This window comes from Streptomyces sp. NPDC015130 (genome assembly GCF_043080005.1).
In the GTDB taxonomy this organism is placed as follows: domain Bacteria; phylum Actinomycetota; class Actinomycetes; order Streptomycetales; family Streptomycetaceae; genus Streptomyces.
The window spans coordinates 1-20,713 of the sequence record NZ_JBIBVC010000029.1 but is presented as its reverse complement, the minus strand read 5'-3'; the positions used below and the strand labels follow the sequence as shown (position 1 = coordinate 20,713).

The following is a 20,713-nucleotide window of genomic DNA, read 5'->3' as shown; positions in this document are numbered from 1 at the left end:
CCGACAGTGCCGCCCCTACGCCACTGTCGGAGGTCGATTCCTCATGTCGGGAGGGATACCGATAGGTTTTCGGCTACCAGACCGCTATCGAAAGGGTGATCCGTTGAGCCGCTCGGTTCTCGTCACCGGAGGAAACCGGGGCATCGGCCTCGCCATCGCCCGCGCGTTCGCCGAGGCCGGCGACAAGGTCGCGATCACGTACCGCTCCGGCGAGCCGCCGGCCGCCCTGGTCGAGCTCGGCTGCCTGCCCGTCAAGTGCGACATCACCGACGCCGAGCAGGTGGAGCAGGCGTACAAGGAGATCGAGGAGAAGCACGGTCCGGTCGAGGTCCTCGTGGCCAACGCCGGCGTGACGAAGGACCAGCTCCTCATGCGCATGTCGGAGGAGGACTTCACCTCCGTCGTCGACACCAACCTCACCGGCACCTTCCGGGTCGTCAAGCGCGCCAACCGCGGCATGCTGCGGGCCAAGAAGGGCCGCGTCGTCCTGATCTCCTCGGTCGTCGGCCTGCTGGGTTCCGCGGGCCAGGCCAACTACGCCGCCTCCAAGGCCGGCCTCGTGGGCTTCGCCCGCTCCCTCGCGCGTGAGCTCGGCTCGCGCAACATCACGTTCAACGTCGTCGCCCCTGGTTTCGTCGACACCGACATGACCGCGGTCCTCACCGACGAGCAGCGCGCGGGCATCGTGTCCCAGGTGCCGCTGGGCCGTTACGCGCAGCCGGAGGAGATCGCCGCCGCGGTGAAGTTCCTCTCCTCCGACGACGCCTCGTACATCACTGGAGCCGTCATCCCGGTTGACGGCGGATTGGGCATGGGTCACTGACCATGAGCGGAATTCTCGAGGGCAAGCGCATCCTCATCACCGGTGTGCTGATGGAGTCCTCCATCGCCTTCCACACCGCGAAGCTGGCCCAGGAGCAGGGCGCGGAGATCATCCTCACCGCCTGGCCCCGGCCGACGCTGACCGAGCGCATCGCCAAGAAGCTCCCGCACCCCGACAAGGTCAAGGTCCTGGAGCTCGACGTCTCGAACGACGAGCACCTCGCGCGCCTGGAGGGCCAGGTCCGCGAGCACCTGGGCGACCGCCTCGACGGCATCGTCCACTCGATCGGCTTCGCTCCGCAGGACGCCCTCGGCGGCAACTTCCTCAACACGCCGTTCGAGTCCGTGGCCACCGCCATGCACGTCTCCGCCTTCTCCCTGAAGTCGCTGACGATGGCGCTGCTGCCGCTGATGAGCGAGGGCGGCTCCGTCGTCGGCCTCACCTTCGACGCGAAGTTCGCCTGGCCGCAGTACGACTGGATGGGCCCGGCCAAGGCCGCCCTGGAGGCCACCAGCCGCTACATGGCGCGTGACCTGGGCAAGCAGAACATCCGCTGCAACCTGATCTCCGCGGGCCCGCTCGGCTCGATGGCCGCCAAGTCCATCCCGGGCTTCGGCGACCTGGCCGCCGTGTGGGACACCCGCTCCCCGCTGGAGTGGGAGCTCTCGGACCCGGAGCCGGCCGGCCGCGGCGTCGTGGCCCTGCTCTCCGACTGGTTCCCGAAGACGACGGGCGAGATCATCCACGTCGACGGCGGTCTGCACGCGATCGGCGCGTAAGCGCCCGCGTCCGCCCCGCTGGGCAGAAGGCCCGTGTGTCCCCCCTGTACGGGGCGGACGCGCGGGCCTTTCCCGTGCCCCCGATCAGGCCTGATCGCTCCCGACTCGAAAAGTAGCGCGAATCGCCCCAGACTAGGGCAGAGCGTGATGTTCTGTTGCTGACGGGGAGGAGGTACGGGCATGCGCGCGATACGTCACGGGTTCGGCGCGTTCGCCTCGGTCGCCGTTCTGCTCACCGGGATCGCCGTCGCCGCCGAGGTGCGCGCCGCTCCCGCCCCGGCCGAGGAGCTCCCCGCCCCCACCGCGGCCGCGGAGGAGCCGGAGAACTTCGGGGCGTCCTGCCGCACCGTCGTCCAGGGCTCCCGCGTCACCGCCTACTGCCAGAACCCGTACCCCGCCACCGACCGCGTCCGGCTCCACGTCGAGTGCGACCGGTGGTGGGACGTCGACACCGACAGCGCCCCCGTGGACGTCGGCCCCGCGGACTACGCCCAGATCTCCGGCCGCTGCTGGAAGGAGGTCCGGTCCGCCTGGGTCACGCACCAGCCGGCGGAACCGGAACCCGAACCGGCTCCGGCGCGGGAACCGGCTCCGGTGCGGGGCTCTTGAGGCACAGGAAGGGGTAGCCGGCCGCCTCCGCCCCGGCCCGCTCGGTGTCGCCCGCCCGGATCGCGTCCACCAGCCGCGCGTGGTCCATGTGGTTCTCCGGCCGCAGCTCCTGCCCCACGTCGTCGCGCAGCCAGTCCCGCAGGAGATCGCCCAGGTCCGCGTAGAGCTCCGTCAGCACGTCGTTGCCCGCGGCGGCGACGACCGCGTGGTGGAAGGCCGCGTCGACCGTCACGAACCGCTCCGCGTCGCCCGACTCCCACGCCTCCTCACGTCGTACGAGCAGCGCGTCGAGCTGCTTCAGGTCCCGCTCCGAGCGCCGCTCCGCCGCGAAGCGCGCCGCGGCGGACTCCAGGGTCGAGCGCAGCTCGGCGACGTGCCGGGGGTCGGAGCCGGCGAAGCGGCGGTGCATGACGCCCGCCAGCTCGCTGGTGGCGATGACGTACGTCCCCGAGCCCTGGCGGATGTCGAGGAGTCCGTTGTGCGCGAGTGCCCGGACGGCCTCGCGGACGGTGTTGCGGGCCACGCCCAGCTGCTCGACCAGTTCGGGCTCGGTCGGGATGCGCGAACCCACCGGCCACTCGCCGGAGGTGATCTGGTTCCGCAGCTCGGCGATCACCTGATCGGAGAGTCCTGCGCGCCGCGGATGACCGAGGGCCATGAGCATCTTCCCATTCGTTCGAGGTCCGACCGGTCGACGCCGTCCGGGACCGTCCGGAGACAGTTCGAGATTGGACAACCAATCATCCCATGATTCTATGATGCCCTCATGCCTGACGAGCCGAAGACCCTCGACCCCGCCACACGACCGGCCACGACCACCGTCCCGGCGGCCACCACGGCCCCGCCCGGAGCCGCCGTCGCCGACGATTCCCCCGCGGCGGGCCGGACGCGGAGCTGGACCCTCGGCCTCGTCACCGTCGGGCTCGTCCTCGCCGCACTGAACCTGCGCCCGGCCATCACCAGCCTCGGCGCCCTCCTCGAAGAGGTCAGCGCGGACCTCCACATGAGCGGCACCGTCGCCGGCGTCCTCACCTCGGTCCCCCCGCTCTGCTTCGCGATCTTCGGCATCACGGCCCCCCGCCTGGCCCGCCGCTTCGGCCCCGCCGTCGTCGTCTGCGCGGGCATGGCGGCGATCTTCGCGGGCCTCGTCCTCCGCCCCTTCGCGGGCGGCACCGCCGGCTTCCTCGCCGCCAGCGCCCTCGCCCTCATGGGCATCGCCGTCAGCAACGTCCTGATGCCGGTCATCGTCAAGCGGTACTTCCCCGACCGCATCGGCACCATGACCGGCCTCTACTCCATGGCCCTCGCCCTCGGCACCTCCGTCGCCGCGGCCGCGACCGTCCCGATGACCGCCGCCCTCGGCGGCGACTGGCGCACCGGCCTCGGCGTCTGGGCGGCCGTCGCCGCACTGGCCGTCCTGCCCTGGATCCCGCTCGTACGCGACCGGGACCGCGCCCCCGAGCAGACCAGGACCGCCACCGCGACGGAGGCCCCCGCCCCGCGCGTCACCCGCAGCCGCACCGCCTGGGCCCTCGGCTGCTTCTTCGGCCTCCAGGCCACCGGCGCCTACATCACCATGGGCTGGATGCCGCAGATCTTCCGCGACGCGGGCGTCCCCGCCTCCACCGCGGGCGTGCTCCTCGCCGTCACCATGGTCATGGGCGTCCCGCTCGCCTTCGTCATCCCCCGGCTCGCGACCCGGATGAAGACCCAGGGACCGATCGTCGTCGCACTCGGCCTGTGCGGGCTCGGCGGCTACACCGGCCTCTTCCTCGCCCCCGCCGCCGGAGCCTGGGTCTGGGTGGTCCTGCTCGGCGTCTCCAACTGCGCCTTCCCGCTCGCCCTCACCATGATCGGGATGCGCTCGCGGACCGGCGCCGGCGTCGTCCGCCTCTCCGCCTTCGCCCAGAGCGTCGGCTACCTCATCTCCATCCCCGGCCCCCTCCTCGTCGGCGTCCTCTACCAGCACAGCGGCGGCTGGGGACTGCCCATCGCCCTCATGGGCGGCCTGATGATCCCCCAGATGATCGTCGGAACCCTCGCGGGCAGGGACCGGACCGTCGAGGACGAATGCTGAGATGCGAGACTGGTCCCATGCCAGTCCTCGAACCCAATCCCCAGAACGGCCAGAAGAAGCTGCTCATCGTGTTCGGCGCGATGATCGGCATCACGGTGGTGATCGGCGTGATCGCCTCCATCGCCTCTCCGTGACCCCGGGGGGTGGGGAAAACCCCCGCATCCCCTAGGGGGTGAGTGTCAGGGTCAAGTGGGTGGATCACCTGATGGGCCGACGGGCACCCGATCCGTAGGTTGGAGACAGGCGTCGGAGACGACGACGCGCGCTACTCCCACCCCTCTCGGAGGCGGCCATGTCGGCCCGTACGGACACCAGCACCCGGCCCCTGCCGACCCGCGTCGACACCCGGCTGCCCTGGTGGGCGCTCGCCCTCCCCGTGGCCGCGTTCGCCGCCCTGCTCCTGCTCATAGCCGGGCCGGGTGGGACCCAGGCGACCGCCGACGACCCGGGGGTCGGACGGGTCCTGGTCCAGCTCCAGCAAACGCTCGCTCCCTGAGCCACCGAAAGCCGTTCCGTGCGAAGCTGTTGACCATGAGCGTCGATACACCCCGCAGGATCGCGCTGCTCCGCCACGCGAAGGCAGACTGGAACCAGGAGTCCGACCACGAGCGCCCCCTCGCCGACCGAGGCCGCGCGGACGCCCCCGTCGTGGGCCGCAGGCTCGCCGAGACCGGCATCGGCTTCGACCTGGCCCTCTGCTCGACCGCCCTCAGAACCAGGGAGACCTGGAAGCTGGCCGTGCACGAACTGCCGCAGCGCCCCAGGACCGTGTACGAGGACCGGCTGTACGAGGCCTCGCTCGGCGAGCTCATCGCCCTGATCAACGAGACCCCGGAAGACGTCGACGACCTCCTCCTCATCGGCCACAACCCCGGGATGCACGCCCTCACCGACGCCCTCGCGGGCGAGGCCGAGGGAGATGCCCTGCCGCGCATGAACCGCAGCGGCTTCCCGACCTCCGCCTTCGCCGTCCTCGCCTTCAACGGCTCCTGGAAGTCCGTCGAGCACGGCGTCGCACGGCTCGTCCACTTCTGGGCCCCGCACGCCTGACGGACCGCACCCCCGCTCCGCACGCGAAAGGGCCCGGCCGTCCGACGACGACCGGGCCCTCTCCCGTACGGGCGAACCGAAGGCTCAGTGCAGCAGGTCCTGGCCGCCGTCGGCGACCTCGACCTCCTCGCGCGTGATCCCCAGCAGATAGAGCACGGTGTCCAGGAACGGCACGTTCACCGCCGTGTCCGCCGCCTTGCGCACCACCGGCTTGGCGTTGAACGCCACCCCGAGGCCCGCCGCGTTCAGCATGTCCAGGTCGTTGGCCCCGTCGCCGATGGCCACGGTCTGCGACAGCGGCACGCCCGCCTCCGTCGCGAACCGGCGCAGCAGCCGCGCCTTGCCCGCGCGGTCCACGATCTCGCCGGTCACCCGCCCGGTGAGTTTGCCGTCCACGATCTCCAGCGTGTTGGCCGAGGCGAAGTCGAGCCCCAGCCGCTCCTTCAGATCATCGGTGACCTGCGTGAACCCGCCGGAGACCACACCCACCTGGTAGCCGAGCCGCTTGAGCGTACGGATCAGGGTCCGGGCCCCCGGCGTCAGCCGCACCTCCGCGCGGACCTTGTCGACCACCGAGGCGTCGAGACCGGCGAGCAGCTCCACCCGCGCGTGCAGGGACTGCTCGAAGTCCAGCTCACCGCGCATCGCCGCCGCCGTCACCTCGGCGACCTCGTCCTCGCAGCCCGCGTGCGCCGCGAAGAGCTCGATGACCTCGTCCTGGATCAGGGTCGAGTCCACGTCCATCACGACGAGCCGCTGGGCCCGCCGGTGCAGCCCCGCGGAGACCACGGCCACGTCGACCCCGATGGTGTGGGCCTCGGTCGCCAGCGCGGTCCGCAGCGGCTCGGTCTCACAGCCCGAGACGGCGAACTCCACGGCCGTCACCGGATACTTCGCGAGCCGGAAGATACGGTCGATGTTGCCGCCCGACTCCGCGATCCTGGCCGCTATGGCCGCCGTCTGCTCCGCGGTGAGCGGGTTGCCGAGCACGGTGACGTGCGAGCGCCCCTCACCGCGCGGCCGGTTGTCACCCGTACCGGAGATGATCTCGGCCTGGAGTTTCAGGGACTCGGCCCAGCTGTGGACGGTCGCCCGCAGCTCGCCCTGCGAGGCGACGGTCGGCTCGGTGACGAGCGCGCACAGGACGAGCCGGCCGCGGGAGACGACCTGCTCGATGTCCACGACGTCGACGGAGTAGGCGGCGAGGGTGTCGAAGAGTCCGGCGGTGATCCCGGGACGGTCCTTGCCGAAGATCTTGACGAGAAGGGTGGGAACGTCTGAGGTCTGCGATGCGCTCATGGTGGTTCCACCGTATCGGGCACCGCGTGCCACCTGACCCCCCGTCCCGCCCAGCGGACACCCGAGTGGTCGACGGCTCGCCCCGAAGGTCTTCACACGGCCCGACTTTCCGAGACGGGACCGGGCCTGAAATAGTTCCCCAGGATGATTCGCATCCCTGGACTCCCGAAGACGGGGGTACATCGGGGGACAAGTAGTGGGGCTCGGAGTGCCAGAACTCGTACTGGAATTGAACGGCAGGACCTGGACGCTCGATCCGTCCCGGTCGTACACCCTGGGCAGGGACCCGCAGGGTGACCTGGTCATCGACGACGCCAGGGTCTCGTGGCGACACGCCACCATCAGCTGGGGCGGCCGTAGTTGGGTCATCGAGGACCACGGCTCCACGAACGGAACGTTCGTCCAGGGGCAGCGGATCCACCAGATGGAGATCGGTCCCGGGTCGGCCGTCCACCTCGGCAACGCGACCGACGGCCCCCGGCTGAATCTCGCCGCCTCCGGCGCGGCCGCCGTACCGCAGCAGCAGGCCCCGGCCCATCAGGCCCCCGCCCATCAGCCCGCCGCCGCGGCGCAGGCCGACTGGGCCACGCACCAGGCACCCCCGCAGCAGCAGGGCTGGCCGCAGCAGGGCGGACACGCCCCCGCGCACCAGCAGGTCCCGCACCAGCAGGGCCCGGCCGGGTACCCGGGGCAGGGCGGCCCCGTCGAGCAGCTCGCGCAGAAGGTTCCCGGCGGCGGACCTGCGGCCGCGTCGTCGGCCTACGCCGACCGCAGCCCGACCACGTTCCACCAGCTGAACCTCGGCCACGTCATGCGCATCGGCCGTGCCCTCGAGAACGAGCTGGTCGTCTCCGACCTCCAGGTTTCGCGGCACCACGCCGACTTCCACGCGACGCCCGACGGCCGCTTCGAGATCCGCGACCTCGGCTCGCACAACGGCACGTACGTCAACGGCCAGCCGATCCCGAAGGGCGGCACCGCCGTCCTCGGCCCGCAGGACATCGTCGGCGTCGGCCACTCGACGTTCCGCATCGTCGGCGGCCAGCTCGAGGAGTTCGTCGACACCGGCTCCGTCTCCTTCTCGGCCCGCCACCTCACGGTCACGGTCGACGGCGGCAAGCAGATCCTCCGCGACGTCACCTTCGGCGTCCCGGAGAAGTCGCTGATCGGTGTCATCGGCCCGTCCGGCTCCGGAAAGTCCACGCTACTCAAGGCGCTGACCGGCTACCGCCCGGCCAACGAGGGCGACGTCCTCTACGACAACCGCAGCCTCTACAAGCAGTTCGCCGAGCTGCGCCAGCGCATCGGTCTGGTCCCGCAGGACGACATCCTGCACAAGGAGCTGACCGTCGTGAAGGCGCTCCGCTACGCGGCCAAGCTCCGCTTCCCCGGCGACACCGCCGCGGCCGAGCGCGAGGCCCGTATCGACGAGGTCCTGCGCGAGCTCAAGCTCGACATCCACAAGGAGAAGAAGGTCACCTCCCTCTCCGGTGGCCAGCGCAAGCGCGTCTCCGTCGCCCTGGAGCTCCTCACCAAGCCGTCGCTGATCTTCCTGGACGAGCCGACCTCCGGCCTCGACCCGGGCATGGACCGCGACGTCATGCAGCTGCTCCGCGGCCTCGCCGACGACGGCCGCACGGTCCTCGTCGTCACCCACTCGGTGGCCGAGCTCGGCCTCTGCGACAAGCTGCTCGTCATGGCGCCCGGCGGCTCGGTGGCGTACTTCGGCCCGCCGGAGGAGGCCCTGAACTTCTTCGGCTACTCCACCTGGGCCGACGTCTTCTCCGCCTTCGAGAACTACCGCGACTACGACTGGGCGGGCCGCTGGAAGGGCTCGCAGCACTACCAGATGTACGCCGCGGACATCGACGCCGTCGCCGCGCAGCCCGTCCACATGCCGCAGCAGGCGATGGCCCGCCCGCCGAAGCCGCAGGGCTGGGGCTCCCAGCTCTGGACGCTGATCCGCCGCTACGTGTCGGTGATCGCCTCCGACAAGGGCTTCCTGGGCCTGATGGTGATCCTGCCGGCCGTCCTCGGCGCGGTCTCGGTCGTCATCCCGGCGGACTTCGGCCTCGGCTCACCGACGCCGCCGTCCCGCTTCAACGGCGACGCGGGCACGATCATGCTGATCCTCGCGGTCGGCATGTGCTTCAGCGGCGCCGCCAACTCGGTCCGCGAACTGATCAAGGAGCGGGTCATCTACGAGAGGGAGCGCGCCACCGGCCTCTCCCGCTCGGCCTACCTGATGTCCAAGGTGATCGTCCTCGGCCTCATCACGGCCTTCCAGGGCGTCATCATCTGCGGCATCGGCTTCTCCACCCGCGCACTGCCGGCCGAGGGCCTCTTCATGCCGCCCGCCGTCGAGCTGTGCATCCAGGTGATCGCCCTCGGCCTCACCTCGATGATGTTCGGCCTGGTCATCTCCGCGCTGGTGAAGACCGCCGAGAAGACCATGCCGCTCCTGGTCATGTTCGCGATCATCCAGGTCGTCTTCACCGGCATCCTCTTCCAGGTGTACGGCTCGCCCGGCCTGGAGCAGTTCGCCTGGCTGATGCCCTCCCGCTGGGGCATCGCCGGCGCCGGCACCACCCTCGACCTGGCCCGCCTCATGCCGCCGTGGGACCCCAAGAACCCCACCGACACCGACCCCCTGTGGGAGCACACGGTCGGCCAGTGGAGCCTGGACCTCGGTGTCCAGCTCCTGATGGCGGTCGTCTGCTGCTTCGTCGTGGCGCGCCTCCTGCGCCGCCACGAGCCCGAGGTCATGCGCAAGTAGCGGCCCACGCAGCACGCCGGAGGGCGGCACCCCGCACAGGGGTGCCGCCCTCCGGCGTACAGGGGGGTGCGACAGCGGATCAGTACGCGCTGTTGACGTTGTCGATCGAGCCGTAGCGGTCGGCCGCGTAGTTGGCGGCGGCCACGAGGTTGGCGACCGGGTCGTACTGGTCGAACTTGGTGCCCGGGATGTGGTAGGCCTTGAAGGTCGGGTAGATGACCTGCAGCAGGCCCTTCGACGGGACGCCGTTGATGGCGTTGATGTCCCAGTTGTTGATGGCCCGCGGGTTGCCGCTGGACTCACGCATGATGTTCTTGTGCAGGCCGTTGTAGGTGCCCGGGATGTTGTGCTTGTCCATGATGAACAGCGCCTCGCGGATCCAGCCGTCGAGGTTGTTCGCGAAGACCGGGGTACGGGCGACGGAACGGCTCGCGGCGGCCTTCTCCGCGGCGCGCTTCTTCGCGTCCGCCTTCGCCTTGGCCTCGGCCTTGGCCTTCGCGGCGGCCTTCGCCTTGGCGGCGGCCTGAGCGTCGGCCTTGGCCTTGGCGGCGGCCTTCGCCTTGGCGGCGGCCTGAGCGTCGGCCTTCGCCTTCGCGGCGGCCTTGGCGTCGGCCTCCTGCTTGGCCTGCAGACCGATGGTGGTCTGCTGCTCGGTGACGCTGGCGGCCAGCGCCTTCGCCTGCGGGCTGGCCGCGTCGTACGACCAGGCGACCTGCTGGGTGCCGGAAAGGGCCTGGGGCTCGGTCTCGGTGGAGCCGCCGTTGCCCGGTACGAGGGAGAGGGTGAGCGCGGCCGCGCCCAGAGCGGCGACGCCGGCGATCGTGGCCTTGTGGGTCTTCTTCAGACCACGACTGTGGCCGGGAGTGTTCGCAGACATCAGGACTACCTCTTCGAATCGCTGGGGGGTCGCTCGCCGGGGCGGCGCTGCGCCTACTCGGCGGCGACGGGGGCAATTCTTAGCGGCAGCAAAATCCGCTGGCAAAGGTGTGACGTACGATCCCGGGTAGTGGATCAGGGGCCCGTGCACGGACCACGGAATGCCCGATCCGGCCAGGTTCCTCCGTGCCTGACCGCCCTTCCGGCGTCCACTAGGGAGCTTCGTAAGTGATGTGGGTCCTATGCGCGGGCTCACATCGGCCCCGTAACAAACTCACCAGGCGTTGCGTCAGCAATGCAGACGGTGAGCCGGATCCTCCCCAAGGAGGAGGAGACCGCTTCCCCCCTACGACCAGAGGCGCCCCCACCCCCTGCGCACCCCCCGACGCCGCCCCGGAACCCCTCCCTCGGGCCCTCCTCAGGTCCGAGGCCCTGTCGTCAGACTCCCGCCCGCCCCGCGACGACATGCACGCACTCTCGCCGCACCGGGCGCAGACCCGCGTACATCCAGTACGCGGGCCCGCGCCCGGCACGCCGAGAGCACGCACCTGCCGCCGCAGGGCCCGCCCTTCGGGCGGACGACGGGAGTCTGACGACAGGACCTAGGTCCCGGGTCCCCTCCCAGGCCGTCCCCGGACGGATACGGACGGTCACACCCCGCCGGTACGGTGAACACATGAGCCATCGACCGAGCTCCGGCCTCGCCGCCGTGAGCACCGCCCTCCTCGCGATGAGCCGCCATCTGGAGGTCCGCGACGTCCTCAAGACGATCGTGGCCTCCGCCCGCGAGCTCCTCGACGCCGAGTACGCGGCGCTGGGCGTCCCGGACGACCACGGCGGCTTCGCCCAGTTCGTGGTCGACGGCGTCAGCGACGAGCAGTGGAAGGCGATCGGACCGCTCCCCAGGCAGCACGGCATCCTCGCCGCGATGCTCCACAAGGCCGAGCCCGAGCGCCTCGCCGACGTCCGCGAGGACCCCCGCTTCGAGGGCTGGCCCGCGGCCCACCCCGAGATGTCCGACTTCCTCGGCCTCCCCGTCAGGGACGGCGACGAGATCCTCGGCGCCCTCTTCCTCGCCAACAAGCGCTGCCCGAAGGAGAAGGGGGGCTGCGGATTCACGGCGGAGGACGAGGAGCTGCTCTCGATCCTCGCCCAGCACGCCGCCATCGCCCTCACCAACGCCCGGCTGTACGAGCGCAGCCGCGAGCTCACCATCGCCGAGGAGCGCTCCCGCCTCGCCCACGAGCTCCACGACGCCGTGAGCCAGAAGCTCTTCTCGCTCCGGCTCACGGCCCAGGCGGCGGCCGCCCTCGTCGACCGCGACCCGGCCCGGGCCAAGGACGAGCTCCAGCAGGTCGCCGCCCTCGCGGCCGAGGCGGCCGACGAGCTCCGCGCGGCGGTCGTCGAGCTCCGACCGGCGGCGCTCGACGAGGACGGCCTCGTCCACACCCTGCGCACCCAGATCCAGGTCATGGACCGCGCCCACGCGGCCCGGGTCACCTTCGAGAGCCCGGGGATCAGGGCCCTGCCCGCCGCCCAGGAGGAGGCGGTGCTCCGCGTCGCCCAGGAGGCCCTGCACAACGCCCTGCGCCACGCCGAGGCCGAGCTCGTCACCGTCACCCTCGCCCGCAGCGGCCAGGGCGCGCGGCTCACCGTGACCGACGACGGCAGGGGCTTCGACCCGCGCACGGTCCGCAGCGCGGGCCGCCACCTCGGCCTGGTCTCCATGCGGGACCGGGCGGGCGGCGTCGGCGGCGGACTCACCGTGACCTCGGCCCCCGGCCAGGGCACCACGATCGAGATGGAGGTTCCCGGTGGCTGACAAGCCGATCCGTGTCCTGCTGGTCGACGACCACCAGGTCGTCCGCCGAGGCCTGCGCACCTTCCTGGAGGTGCAGGACGACATAGAGGTGGTGGGGGAGGCCTCCGACGGCGCCGAGGGCGTCGCCCGCGCCGAGGAGCTCCGCCCCGACGTGGTCCTCATGGACGTGAAGATGCCCGGCACCGACGGCATCGAGGCGCTGAAGCGGCTCCGCGAGCTCGCCAACCCGGCCAGGGTCCTGATCGTCACCAGCTTCACCGAGCAGCGCACGGTCGTCCCCGCGCTCCGCGCCGGAGCCTGCGGATACGTCTACAAGGACATCGACCCCGACGCCCTCGCCGGCGCCATCCGCTCCGTCCACGCGGGCCACGTCCTGCTCCAGCCGGAGGTCGCCGAGGCGCTCCTCAGCCAGGAGGACGCCCCGGGCGGCACGGGACGGGGCACGACCCTCACGGAACGCGAGCGCGAGGTCCTCGGCCTGATCGCGGACGGCCGGTCCAACCGCGAGATCGCCCGCGCACTCGTCCTCTCCGAGAAGACGGTCAAGACGCACGTCTCGAACATCCTGATGAAGCTCGACCTGGCGGACCGCACCCAGGCCGCCCTCTGGGCGGTCCGCCACGGCCTCACCGACTGACGCGCCCCACAGGGAGGGCTGTGCCGAGCAGCAAAGCGCCCCCGGATGCGCCGGGCGCACGACCGTTCAGTCCTTCATACCGTCGGGTGTATATCCCCCGTTCGGCGCAACCCGACGGGGGTGACGGCGTTCTCCATGGCGTGCTGCGGCGGACCTGTCGCAGCGATGACCAGGAGGATGTACCAAGTGAAGAACCTCAAGAAGGCCGCTGCCGTCACCATGGTCGCCGGCGGGATCATCGCCGCCGGTGCGGGTGTCGCCTCCGCCCACGGCGCCGAGGCCACGGGCAAGGCCCTCAACTCGCCGGGCGTCGCGTCCGGCAACCTGGTGCAGGTCCCGGTCCACGTCCCCGTGAACGTCTCCGGCAACACGGTCAACGTGATCGGCCTGCTCAACCCGGCCTTCGGCAACCACGCCGTCAACGGCTGAGCCACCCCAGAACCACCGGCCCCCGGAGAACCCTCCGGGGGCCGGCCCTTTTCCCCTACTCCTGGGACGGCCGCGCCCACGGCCTTCCGGCCCGAGCCCCGCAGGCACGCCAGGCGGCACCCCCCGGCCCCCGGGCGCATCGAGGGCCCGAGGCTCAGAAGCCCCGGTCCCGTTCCCGCGCGCGCTCCCTCTCCTCCACGTACGCGTTGTACGCGGCGACCTGCGCCCGCCGGGCCACCCGCTCCACCGGCCGCAGCGCCTCCCCCCGCGCCGCCATCTCCGAGGCACTGACCGCGCCCCCGTGCCCGCGGTCGTACGCGAGGTCCACGAGGAGCCCGATCCGCTGGGCGAGCTCCAGGACCCGCACGGCCCGCGGCGGGTACCCCGGGGCCAGCACCTCCCGCCCCACCTCGGCCCGCGCCCGGTACGCCTCGCGTGCCGCGTCGGCCGCCGGACCCGAGGCCGCCACGTCCAGCCGCGTCAGCACGGCCGTCGCGTCCCGCAGCGCCTCGGCGAGCTCCCGCTCCGCCTCGCCGAGCGACGGCACGTCCGCCGGCGGAGCCTCCCGCACGGCGAGACAGCGCCAGACGACCTCCACGTGCACATCGCCCGCGGGCCCCGCCTCCGAGACCTCCGGCACGAGACCGTACGGCGCGCCGAAGCCGACCACGGCCTCCGCGGCCTCCAGGGCACGCGCGTTGAACTCCGGCGGACCGCTCAGCCCCAGCGGATGCCCCGGCGCGGGCAGCGCCACCCGCCAACCGGTCACCCCGAGCCGCCGCAGCCGGCCCAGCGCGAGCGTCAGCCCCACCGGCGCCGCCTCACCCGGCAGCCCCTCCACGCGGTGCACCGCGTCCTCCCCGACAATGGCCAGCGCCGCGTCGTCCGGCGACACCGCCCCGGCCAGCAGGGCATTGCCCCAGGCGGCCAGGCGTCCTGAGCGTGGTTCCGAAAGCATCCCCCCAGACTAAGGACTCAAAGGACGCCCTAGGGACCGGCCCGCTCCGTCGATAACGTAGGTTTTCCCCTGGACGCCGCGCCCACCGGCGCAAGGCGACGACACGACTCGACCGCAAGGGGAGACAACGCGCTCATGAGCGATGTACTGGAGCTGGTGGACGTATCCGTGGTCCGCGGCGGACGGGCTCTGGTGGACGAGGTCTCCTGGTCGGTCAAGGAGGGCGAGCGCTGGGTGATCCTCGGACCCAACGGCGCCGGCAAGACCACCCTTCTGAACATCGCCTCCAGCTACCTCTTCCCCACCAAGGGCGCCGCAACGATCCTCGGCGAGCAGCTCGGCGGCGTCGGCACCGACGTCTTCGAACTCCGCCCCCGCATCGGCATGGCCGGCATCGCGATGGCGGAGAAGCTGCCCAAGAGCCAGACCGTCCTCCAGACCGTCCTCACCGCCGCGTACGGCATGACGGCCACCTGGCACGAGGACTACGACCCGGTCGACGAGGACCGCGCCAAGGCCTTCCTCGACCGCCTCGGCATGAACGACTACCTGGACCGCAAGTTCGGCACCCTCTCCGAGGGCGAGCGCAAGCGCACCCTGATCGCCCGCGCGATGATGACCGACCCCGAGCTCCTCCTCCTCGACGAGCCCGCCGCCGGCCTCGACCTCGGCGGCCGCGAGGACCTCGTCCGCCGCCTCGGCCGCCTCGCCCGCGACCCGTACGCCCCCTCCATGATCATGGTCACGCACCACGTCGAGGAGATCGCGCCCGGCTTCACCCACGTCCTGATGATCCGTCAGGGCAAGGTCCTCGCGGCCGGTCCGGTGGAGATGGAGCTGACCTCCCGCAACCTCTCGCTCTGCTTCGGCCTGCCGCTCGTCGTCGAGCGCGTCGGCGACCGCTGGACCGCCCAGGGCCTGCCCCTGAAGTGACGCAGCGGAGCGCCGGCGTCCCGCACAGCCGCCCGCGCCCTGTCCCGGAGGGACCCCACCGCCCTACCATGACCACGTGGACATCGACGCGTGGGTCTGGTGGTTGATCGGCGCGGTGGGGCTCGGCATTCCGCTGGTCCTGACCGCGATGCCGGAGTTCGGAATGCTGTCCGTCGGCGCGGTCGCCGGGGCGGTGACCGCCGCCCTCGGCTTCGGCGTCACCCCCCAGGTGCTCGTCTTCGCCGTCGTCTCCGTGGCCCTGATCGCGGTGGTACGCCCGATCGCCGCCCGCCACCGCGACGACCGGCCCCGACTGGCCAGCGGCATCGACGCCCTGAAGGGGCGTCAGGCCGTCGTCCTGGAACGGATCGACGCCGGCGGCGGAGGCCGCATCAAGCTCGCCGGCGAGATCTGGTCGGCCCGCGCGCTCGACAGCGGACAGACCTTCGAACCGGGAGACCAGGTCGACGTCGCCGAGATCGACGGTGCGACGGCCGTCGTCATGTGACCGAACCTCGCCCATGACGTTCCGTCGTCTGGGAAACTCGATCATCGAAAGCCGTCCGGCAGTCAACCGGTAGCGAAGGGCACGGGGAAACACGATGTCAGCAGTCATCATCGTCCTGATCATTCTGGTGGTGCTCGTCTTCATCGCCCTGATCAAGACGATCCAGGTCATCCCGCAGGCGAGTGCGGCGATCGTGGAGCGCTTCGGCCGCTACACCCGCACCCTCAACGCCGGACTGAACATCGTCGTCCCGTTCATCGACTCGATCCGCAACCGGATCGACCTCCGTGAACAGGTCGTCCCGTTCCCGCCGCAGCCGGTGATCACCCAGGACAACCTCGTCGTCAACATCGACACGGTCATCTACTACCAGGTGACCGACGCCCGGGCCGCGACCTACGAGGTCGCCAGCTACATCCAGGCGATCGAGCAGCTCACCGTCACCACCCTGCGCAACATCATCGGCGGCATGGACCTGGAGCGGACCCTCACCTCCCGCGAGGACATCAACGCCGCACTCCGCGGCGTCCTCGACGAGGCCACCGGCAAGTGGGGCATCCGCGTCAACCGCGTCGAGCTCAAGGCGATCGAGCCGCCGACCTCCATCCAGGACTCGATGGAGAAGCAGATGCGCGCCGAGCGCGACAAGCGCGCCGCCATCCTCACCGCGGAGGGCACCCGCCAGTCCCAGATCCTCACCGCCGAGGGCGAGAAGCAGTCGGCGATCCTCCGCGCGGAGGGCGAGGCCAAGGCGGCGGCCCTGCGCGCCGAGGGCGAGGCCCAGGCCGTCCGTACGGTCTTCGAGGCCATCCACGCCGGCGACCCCGACCAGAAGCTCCTCTCGTACCAGTACCTCCAGATGCTCCCGAAGATCGCCGAGGGCGACGCCAACAAGCTCTGGATCGTGCCCAGCGAGATCGGCGACGCCCTCAAGGGCCTCTCCGGCGCCTTCGGGAACATCGGCGGCGGCACCCCCGGCTTCAACACCAAGGACGTACCGGCCGCCAGGCGAGAAGAACCCCCGGTTGACTGACACGTACACCTAAAACTCGTGCATGATCGGTGCGAGCCCCTCGACCCTGACCAACTCAGTGCGGGGAGGCGACTCATTGACCATGTAAGGAGATGGCGTTGTCCATCTGGGAAGCACTGGCAGTCTTCGCCGCCGGCATCGGCGCCGGCACCATCAACACCATCGTCGGATCGGGAACGCTCATCACGTTCCCGGTCCTTCTCGCGACCGGACTGCCCCCGATCACCGCGAACGTCTCCAACGCCCTGGGCCTCGTCCCCGGCTCCATCAGCGGGGCCATCGGCTACCGCCGCGAACTGAAGGGCCAGAAGGCCCGCATCATCCGCCTCGGCAGCGTGGCCCTCCTCGGCGGGCTCATCGGCGCGGTCCTCCTCCTCGCCCTGCCGTCCGACGCCTTCGACGCGATCGTCCCCGTCCTCATCGGCCTCGCGCTCGTCCTGGTCCTCCTCCAGCCCCGCATCGCCGCGGCCGTCCAGCGCCGCCGCGAACAGACCGGCACGGCGGCCCACCCCGACGGCGGCCCCGTCCTCCTCGTCGGCCTCTGCCTCGCCAGCATGTACGGCGGATACTTCGGCGCCGCCCAGGGAGTCCTCTACCTCTCCCTCATGGGCCTGCTCCTCCACGACACCCTGCAGCGGATCAACGCCGTCAAGAACATCCTCGGCGCCCTCGTCAACGGAGTCGCGGCCGTCTTCTTCCTCTTCGTCGCCGAGTTCGACTGGACGGCCGTCCTCCTGATCGCCGTCGGCTCCACCATCGGCGGTCAGATCGGCGCCAAGGTCGGCCGCAAGCTGCCGCCCACCGTCCTGCGCGGGGTGATCATCGCCGTCGGCATCGTCGCTATCCTCCAGCTCACCCTGAAGTAGCCCGGCCGTCCCCGGCCACGAAAGAACCCGCCCTCCCCACAAGGGAAGGCGGGCTCACACCGTACGAGACGGCGGACACCGTACGAGACGGTCTACGCGGCCGAGTTCGCGAGCCAATCCGGCAGCGCGGACCGCTCACCGGCCCGCAGCGCGAGCAGCATCGCGTCCGCCGGCGACGGCACGAACGGCTCGTGCAGCAGCGGCATCCCCGCCTGCTCCGGCGTCCGGTCGGCCTTGAAGTGGTTGTCCTCGGCGCAGGAGGCGACGGTGTTCAGCCAGTTGTCCCCACCCCCCTGGGCACGCGGCACGACATGGTCGACGGTCGTCGCCCTCTTCCCGCAGTACGCGCACCTGTGTTGGTCCCGGACCAACACCCCCCGCCTCGACCACGGGGCGTGTCTTCGGAAGGGCACCCGTACGTACCGGCAGAGCCTGATCACCCGCGGCACCGGAAGATCGACGGCGGCACCTCGCACCCGCAGTTCGGGATGGGCCTGCTCGACGACGGCCTTGTCCTGCAGGACAAGCACCACCGCACGGTTGAGTGTGACCGTCGACAGCGGCTCGAAGCTCGCGTTCAGTACCAGCGTGTCCCGCATTGTGCCCACCTCCCGTGTGCCGGCCCCGCCCCGGAGCGGGACGTGGAGCCTGGATCAACGATGGCCGGGCCGGCCGGGGTCGGACAACGCAATTTTCCTGCGCAACAAAAGATGCCCGCTTCTGATCTCTCCAAGACCAGAAGCGGGCAAACAACAAACGAACGATCAGACCGCCGCGGGAGCCGCGTACTCGGCGACCAACTGGGCACGGCCCAGCGTGTGGAAGCGCAGGTTGAAACCGACGGCCGCCGGCGAGGCGCCGTCGTCCGGCCCGAGCCGCTCGCCGTCCACGGCGTACACCGTGAACACATAGCGGTGCGCCGGGTCACCGGCCGGGGGAGCGGCGCCGCCGAACTCCTTCGCGCCGTAGTCGTTCCGGACGTGCACGGCCCCGGCCGGCAGCCCCTCGAACGAGCCCGACCCGGCACCGACGGGCAGCTCCGTCACCGACACCGGGATGTCGAACAGCACCCAGTGCCAGAACCCGCTCCCCGTTGGGGCGTCCGGGTCGAAGCACGTGACGGCGAAGCTCTTCGTCCCCTCGGGGAACCCCTCCCAGCGCAGATGCGGAGAGGTGTTCCCCGCCGCGTACACCTGCGCGTCCTTCAGGACTCCGCCCGGCGTGACGTCGTCGCTCACGACCGTGAACTCCGCCACCGGCGGGTGGAAGTCATGAGGAAGCGGCGCCCTCTTGCCCTCGGACACGTGGAAACCTCCGTATCGCCCGTACCTACTGCCTCAGCAGCCTGTCCCCGCCGAGCCTAGAGCCAGTTGCGACGGCCACCGACCTCGGCGAGCCACTGGTTCAGGTAGGCCGCCCAGTCGGTCGTGTGGAAGTCGTGCAGCCCCACCTTGAACGCGCGGAACGAGTCGCTGCCCTCACCGAACAGACCGGGCTTCTTGTCCATCTCCAGGACGACGTCCATCTCCCGCTCGTCGGCGACGAAGCTGACCTCGACCTGGTTCAGGCCGCGGTACTGCTGCGGCGCGAAGAACTCGATCTCCTGGTAGAACGGCAGCTTCTGGCGCGTCCCCCGGATGTGCCCGCGCTCCATGTCGGCGCTCTTGAAGCGGAAGCCCAGACCGATGAAGGCGTCCAGGATCGCCTGCTGCGCCGGCAGCGGGTGCACGTTGATCGGGTCCAGGTCACCGGAGTCCACGGCCCGGGCGATCTCCAGCTCCGTGGTCACACCGATGTTCATGCCGTGCAGCTGCTGACCGGCGACGGAGGTCACCGGCGTCTCCCACGGCACCTCCAGACCGAACGGCACCACGTGCACCGCACCGGCCTTCACCTCGAAGGCACCACCCAGACGCACCTTGAGGAACTCGATGTCCTGCTTGTGCTCCTGGTCGCCGCCCTCGACCTCGACCCGCGCCTGCAGCCCGACGGAGAGCGCCTCGATCTGCTGGTCGACGTTGCCGCCCTGGATCCGCACCTCACCCTGGACAACACCACCCGGAACGACGTTCACCTCGGAGAGAACGGTCTCCACGGTGGCCCCACCGGCACCCAGGCTCGCGAGCAGCTTCTTGAATCCCATGACTTCCACTCCTTCTCGGTACTGACCTCTACATACGCGCGACGACCGTAGCCGGTTCCCCGCCGCCCGCCACTACGCTCGGCCGCCATGAGCGACACCCCCTCCCGTACGCGCCTCCCGCGGAGCTTCTTCGACCGGCCCGTCCTCGTGGTCGCCCCGGACCTGCTCGGCCGCACCCTCGTCCGCGACACGGCCGAAGGACGGATCGAACTGCGTCTCACGGAGGTGGAGGCGTACGCCGGCGCGATCGACCCCGGCTCGCACGCCTTCCGCGGCCGCACCGCACGCAACGCGGTCATGTTCGGCCCACCCGGTCACGCGTACGTCTACTTCACCTACGGCATGTGGCACTGCCTGAACCTGGTCTGCGGCCCCGAGGGCGAGGCGAGCGGAGTCCTGCTGCGCGCGGGCGAGATCCTGGCCGGCGCGGAACAGGCTCGCACCCGCCGCCGCTCGGCCCGCAACGACAGGGAGCTGGCCAAAGGCCCGGCCCGCCTGGCCACAGCCCTGGACGTCGCGCTCTCCCTCAACGGCACGGACACCTGCGCCGGCCCGAACGCCCCCCTCACCCTCCTCACCGGCACACCCCCCGCCCCCGAAGCGATCAGCAGCGGCCCCCGCACCGGCGTCGGCGGCGAGGGCGCCCCACACCCCTGGCGCTTCTGGATCACCGACGACCCGACGGTCAGCCCGTACCGCCCCCACACCCCCAGGAAGCGCCGCCTTGACTCTGACCGCCCGAGCTACTAACGTGGCCCGAGCCGCAGAAAGCGGGCCTGCTTGTTCAAGCACCCCGTGGCGGCCACCCACTACTCTCGATGATTCCCCGGCTGGGGCGTATTTCGGCATTCCGAAATTCGATTCGAATGGCTCGATTATGAGTCGCCGGAGAAATCAGCTAACGTAGTGGACACGCCGAAAGGCCCCCGGAGTGAAAACGAAAGGGACCGGAAAGCGCCGAGGAAATCGGATGGAAAACATCTGATAGGCTTCGGAACGAAGGAAAAGCCCGGAGGAAAGCCCGCGAGGGTGAGTACAAAGGAAGCGTCCGCACCTTGAGAACTCAACAGCGTGCCAAAAATCAACGCCAGATTA

The 20,713-nt window shown here is 70.7% G+C and carries 24 protein-coding genes; 16 read left to right on the top strand and 8 right to left on the bottom strand.

Going from position 1 to position 20,713, the window contains the following annotated elements; genetic code table 11:
- Positions 1–103: 103 nt before the first annotated feature.
- From fabG to ACF08F_RS36555, 3 genes are all read left to right on the top strand, one after another.
- A complete protein-coding gene (fabG, locus tag ACF08F_RS36565; RefSeq protein WP_150271597.1) occupies positions 104–823 on the top strand; it encodes a 3-oxoacyl-[acyl-carrier-protein] reductase in 720 nt (239 codons plus the stop codon).
- Positions 824–825: 2 nt separating this feature from the next.
- On the top strand, positions 826–1,602 hold the full coding sequence (gene fabI / locus ACF08F_RS36560) for an enoyl-ACP reductase FabI (RefSeq protein ID WP_392302866.1): 777 nt from the start codon (positions 826–828) through the stop codon (positions 1,600–1,602).
- A gap of 180 nt (positions 1,603–1,782) precedes the next feature.
- Entirely contained in the window at positions 1,783–2,211 is a 429-nt protein-coding gene (locus ACF08F_RS36555) for a hypothetical protein (protein WP_392302865.1), read from the top strand.
- On the opposite strand, the gene ACF08F_RS36550 is transcribed toward ACF08F_RS36555, so the two are convergent.
- Entirely contained in the window at positions 2,138–2,869 is a 732-nt protein-coding gene (locus tag ACF08F_RS36550) for a FadR/GntR family transcriptional regulator (RefSeq protein ID WP_392302864.1), read from the bottom strand. The genes ACF08F_RS36555 and ACF08F_RS36550 overlap by 74 nt on opposite strands.
- A gap of 108 nt (positions 2,870–2,977) precedes the next feature.
- Between ACF08F_RS36550 and ACF08F_RS36545 the strand changes: the two genes are divergently transcribed.
- The 4 genes from ACF08F_RS36545 (at position 2,978) to ACF08F_RS36530 (ending at position 5,338) form a co-directional block, all read left to right on the top strand.
- Positions 2,978–4,288, top strand: coding sequence for a CynX/NimT family MFS transporter (locus ACF08F_RS36545; RefSeq protein ID WP_392302863.1), 1,311 nt, complete (start codon positions 2,978–2,980; stop codon positions 4,286–4,288).
- Positions 4,289–4,305: 17 nt separating this feature from the next.
- Positions 4,306–4,422 carry an SGM_5486 family transporter-associated protein gene (locus tag ACF08F_RS36540; RefSeq protein WP_392302862.1) on the top strand — a complete coding sequence of 39 codons (117 nt, stop codon included), beginning with the start codon at positions 4,306–4,308 and terminating at the stop codon, positions 4,420–4,422.
- Positions 4,423–4,580: 158 nt separating this feature from the next.
- Entirely contained in the window at positions 4,581–4,784 is a 204-nt protein-coding gene (locus ACF08F_RS36535) for a hypothetical protein (RefSeq protein WP_392302861.1), read from the top strand.
- A gap of 35 nt (positions 4,785–4,819) precedes the next feature.
- A complete protein-coding gene (locus tag ACF08F_RS36530) occupies positions 4,820–5,338 on the top strand; it encodes a SixA phosphatase family protein (protein ID WP_392302860.1) in 519 nt (172 codons plus the stop codon).
- Positions 5,339–5,422: 84 nt separating this feature from the next.
- Here the strand turns inward: ACF08F_RS36530 and serB are convergent, their stop codons facing one another.
- Complete coding sequence (gene serB, locus ACF08F_RS36525; protein ID WP_392302859.1) at positions 5,423–6,637, bottom strand: phosphoserine phosphatase SerB; 1,215 nt, start codon at positions 6,635–6,637, stop codon at positions 5,423–5,425.
- A gap of 196 nt (positions 6,638–6,833) precedes the next feature.
- On the opposite strand from serB, the gene ACF08F_RS36520 reads away from it, so the two are divergent.
- Positions 6,834–9,413 (top strand): FHA domain-containing protein, encoded by a 2,580-nt coding sequence (locus tag ACF08F_RS36520; RefSeq protein WP_392302858.1) that lies wholly within the window; start codon positions 6,834–6,836, stop codon positions 9,411–9,413.
- A gap of 79 nt (positions 9,414–9,492) precedes the next feature.
- Here the strand turns inward: ACF08F_RS36520 and ACF08F_RS36515 are convergent, their stop codons facing one another.
- Complete coding sequence (locus ACF08F_RS36515) at positions 9,493–10,290, bottom strand: transglycosylase SLT domain-containing protein (RefSeq protein ID WP_392302857.1); 798 nt, start codon at positions 10,288–10,290, stop codon at positions 9,493–9,495.
- 675 nt (positions 10,291–10,965) lie between these two features.
- Between ACF08F_RS36515 and ACF08F_RS36510 the strand changes: the two genes are divergently transcribed.
- The 3 genes from ACF08F_RS36510 to ACF08F_RS36500 all read left to right on the top strand — a co-directional run bounded on the left by ACF08F_RS36510 (position 10,966) and on the right by ACF08F_RS36500 (position 13,177).
- Positions 10,966–12,111, top strand: a complete 1,146-nt coding sequence (locus ACF08F_RS36510; protein ID WP_392302856.1) for a GAF domain-containing sensor histidine kinase — start codon at positions 10,966–10,968, stop codon at positions 12,109–12,111.
- Positions 12,104–12,748 (top strand): response regulator, encoded by a 645-nt coding sequence (locus ACF08F_RS36505; protein WP_392302855.1) that lies wholly within the window; start codon positions 12,104–12,106, stop codon positions 12,746–12,748. The genes ACF08F_RS36510 and ACF08F_RS36505 overlap by 8 nt, the downstream gene beginning before the upstream one ends.
- 186 nt (positions 12,749–12,934) lie before the next feature.
- Positions 12,935–13,177, top strand: a complete 243-nt coding sequence (locus tag ACF08F_RS36500; protein ID WP_392302854.1) for a chaplin — start codon at positions 12,935–12,937, stop codon at positions 13,175–13,177.
- 154 nt (positions 13,178–13,331) lie between these two features.
- Here ACF08F_RS36500 and ACF08F_RS36495 read toward each other — a convergent pair whose 3' ends face one another.
- Positions 13,332–14,135, bottom strand: coding sequence for a hypothetical protein (locus tag ACF08F_RS36495; RefSeq protein ID WP_392302853.1), 804 nt, complete (start codon positions 14,133–14,135; stop codon positions 13,332–13,334).
- 135 nt (positions 14,136–14,270) lie between these two features.
- On the opposite strand from ACF08F_RS36495, the gene ACF08F_RS36490 reads away from it, so the two are divergent.
- The 4 genes from ACF08F_RS36490 (at position 14,271) to ACF08F_RS36475 (ending at position 17,475) form a co-directional block, all read left to right on the top strand.
- Positions 14,271–15,068 (top strand): ABC transporter ATP-binding protein, encoded by a 798-nt coding sequence (locus ACF08F_RS36490; RefSeq protein ID WP_392302852.1) that lies wholly within the window; start codon positions 14,271–14,273, stop codon positions 15,066–15,068.
- A gap of 76 nt (positions 15,069–15,144) precedes the next feature.
- The gene (locus tag ACF08F_RS36485) at positions 15,145–15,576 is read left to right on the top strand and encodes an NfeD family protein (RefSeq protein WP_392302851.1); all 432 of its coding nucleotides are present in this window, start codon (positions 15,145–15,147) and stop codon (positions 15,574–15,576) included.
- A gap of 94 nt (positions 15,577–15,670) precedes the next feature.
- Entirely contained in the window at positions 15,671–16,609 is a 939-nt protein-coding gene (locus ACF08F_RS36480; protein WP_392302850.1) for an SPFH domain-containing protein, read from the top strand.
- Positions 16,610–16,701: 92 nt separating this feature from the next.
- Complete coding sequence (locus tag ACF08F_RS36475) at positions 16,702–17,475, top strand: sulfite exporter TauE/SafE family protein (protein WP_392302849.1); 774 nt, start codon at positions 16,702–16,704, stop codon at positions 17,473–17,475.
- Between the two features lie 92 nt (positions 17,476–17,567).
- Here the strand turns inward: ACF08F_RS36475 and ACF08F_RS36470 are convergent, their stop codons facing one another.
- The 3 genes from ACF08F_RS36470 to ACF08F_RS36460 form a co-directional block, all read right to left on the bottom strand.
- Positions 17,568–18,074: an HNH endonuclease gene (locus tag ACF08F_RS36470; RefSeq protein WP_392302848.1), complete on the bottom strand. Its 507-nt coding sequence runs from the start codon at positions 18,072–18,074 to the stop codon at positions 17,568–17,570.
- A 165-nt stretch (positions 18,075–18,239) separates the two neighbouring features.
- The gene (locus ACF08F_RS36465; RefSeq protein WP_392302847.1) at positions 18,240–18,779 is read right to left on the bottom strand and encodes a YbhB/YbcL family Raf kinase inhibitor-like protein; all 540 of its coding nucleotides are present in this window, start codon (positions 18,777–18,779) and stop codon (positions 18,240–18,242) included.
- A 56-nt stretch (positions 18,780–18,835) separates the two neighbouring features.
- Positions 18,836–19,618 (bottom strand): sporulation protein, encoded by a 783-nt coding sequence (locus tag ACF08F_RS36460; protein WP_392302846.1) that lies wholly within the window; start codon positions 19,616–19,618, stop codon positions 18,836–18,838.
- A gap of 87 nt (positions 19,619–19,705) precedes the next feature.
- Here ACF08F_RS36460 and ACF08F_RS36455 point away from each other — a divergent pair, with 87 nt between their 5' ends.
- Complete coding sequence (locus ACF08F_RS36455; RefSeq protein ID WP_392302845.1) at positions 19,706–20,368, top strand: DNA-3-methyladenine glycosylase; 663 nt, start codon at positions 19,706–19,708, stop codon at positions 20,366–20,368.
- Positions 20,369–20,493: 125 nt separating this feature from the next.
- Here the strand turns inward: ACF08F_RS36455 and ACF08F_RS36450 are convergent.
- A partial coding sequence (locus tag ACF08F_RS36450; RefSeq protein WP_392302844.1) for a hypothetical protein occupies positions 20,494–20,713 on the bottom strand: 220 nt, incomplete at its 5' end.

What these genes read in the sequence shown, in the direction of transcription:
- ACF08F_RS36530 (WP_392302860.1), top strand. Translation starts at nt 4,820, where the DNA reads ATGAGCGTCGATACACCCCGCAGGATCGCGCTGCTCCGCCACGCGAAG.
- ACF08F_RS36550 (WP_392302864.1), bottom strand. Translation starts at nt 2,869, where the DNA reads ATGGCCCTCGGTCATCCGCGGCGCGCAGGACTCTCCGATCAGGTGATC.
- ACF08F_RS36490 (WP_392302852.1), top strand. Translation starts at nt 14,271, where the DNA reads ATGAGCGATGTACTGGAGCTGGTGGACGTATCCGTGGTCCGCGGCGGA.
- ACF08F_RS36510 (WP_392302856.1), top strand. Translation starts at nt 10,966, where the DNA reads ATGAGCCATCGACCGAGCTCCGGCCTCGCCGCCGTGAGCACCGCCCTC.
- ACF08F_RS36470 (WP_392302848.1), bottom strand. Translation starts at nt 18,074, where the DNA reads ATGCGGGACACGCTGGTACTGAACGCGAGCTTCGAGCCGCTGTCGACG.
- ACF08F_RS36540 (WP_392302862.1), top strand. Translation starts at nt 4,306, where the DNA reads ATGCCAGTCCTCGAACCCAATCCCCAGAACGGCCAGAAGAAGCTGCTC.
- ACF08F_RS36535 (WP_392302861.1), top strand. Translation starts at nt 4,581, where the DNA reads ATGTCGGCCCGTACGGACACCAGCACCCGGCCCCTGCCGACCCGCGTC.
- fabI (WP_392302866.1), top strand. Translation starts at nt 826, where the DNA reads ATGAGCGGAATTCTCGAGGGCAAGCGCATCCTCATCACCGGTGTGCTG.
- ACF08F_RS36455 (WP_392302845.1), top strand. Translation starts at nt 19,706, where the DNA reads ATGAGCGACACCCCCTCCCGTACGCGCCTCCCGCGGAGCTTCTTCGAC.
- ACF08F_RS36480 (WP_392302850.1), top strand. Translation starts at nt 15,671, where the DNA reads ATGTCAGCAGTCATCATCGTCCTGATCATTCTGGTGGTGCTCGTCTTC.
- ACF08F_RS36495 (WP_392302853.1), bottom strand. Translation starts at nt 14,135, where the DNA reads ATGCTTTCGGAACCACGCTCAGGACGCCTGGCCGCCTGGGGCAATGCC.
- serB (WP_392302859.1), bottom strand. Translation starts at nt 6,637, where the DNA reads ATGAGCGCATCGCAGACCTCAGACGTTCCCACCCTTCTCGTCAAGATC.
- ACF08F_RS36555 (WP_392302865.1), top strand. Translation starts at nt 1,783, where the DNA reads ATGCGCGCGATACGTCACGGGTTCGGCGCGTTCGCCTCGGTCGCCGTT.
- ACF08F_RS36460 (WP_392302846.1), bottom strand. Translation starts at nt 19,618, where the DNA reads ATGGGATTCAAGAAGCTGCTCGCGAGCCTGGGTGCCGGTGGGGCCACC.
- ACF08F_RS36515 (WP_392302857.1), bottom strand. Translation starts at nt 10,290, where the DNA reads ATGTCTGCGAACACTCCCGGCCACAGTCGTGGTCTGAAGAAGACCCAC.
- ACF08F_RS36475 (WP_392302849.1), top strand. Translation starts at nt 16,702, where the DNA reads ATGGCGTTGTCCATCTGGGAAGCACTGGCAGTCTTCGCCGCCGGCATC.
- ACF08F_RS36545 (WP_392302863.1), top strand. Translation starts at nt 2,978, where the DNA reads ATGCCTGACGAGCCGAAGACCCTCGACCCCGCCACACGACCGGCCACG.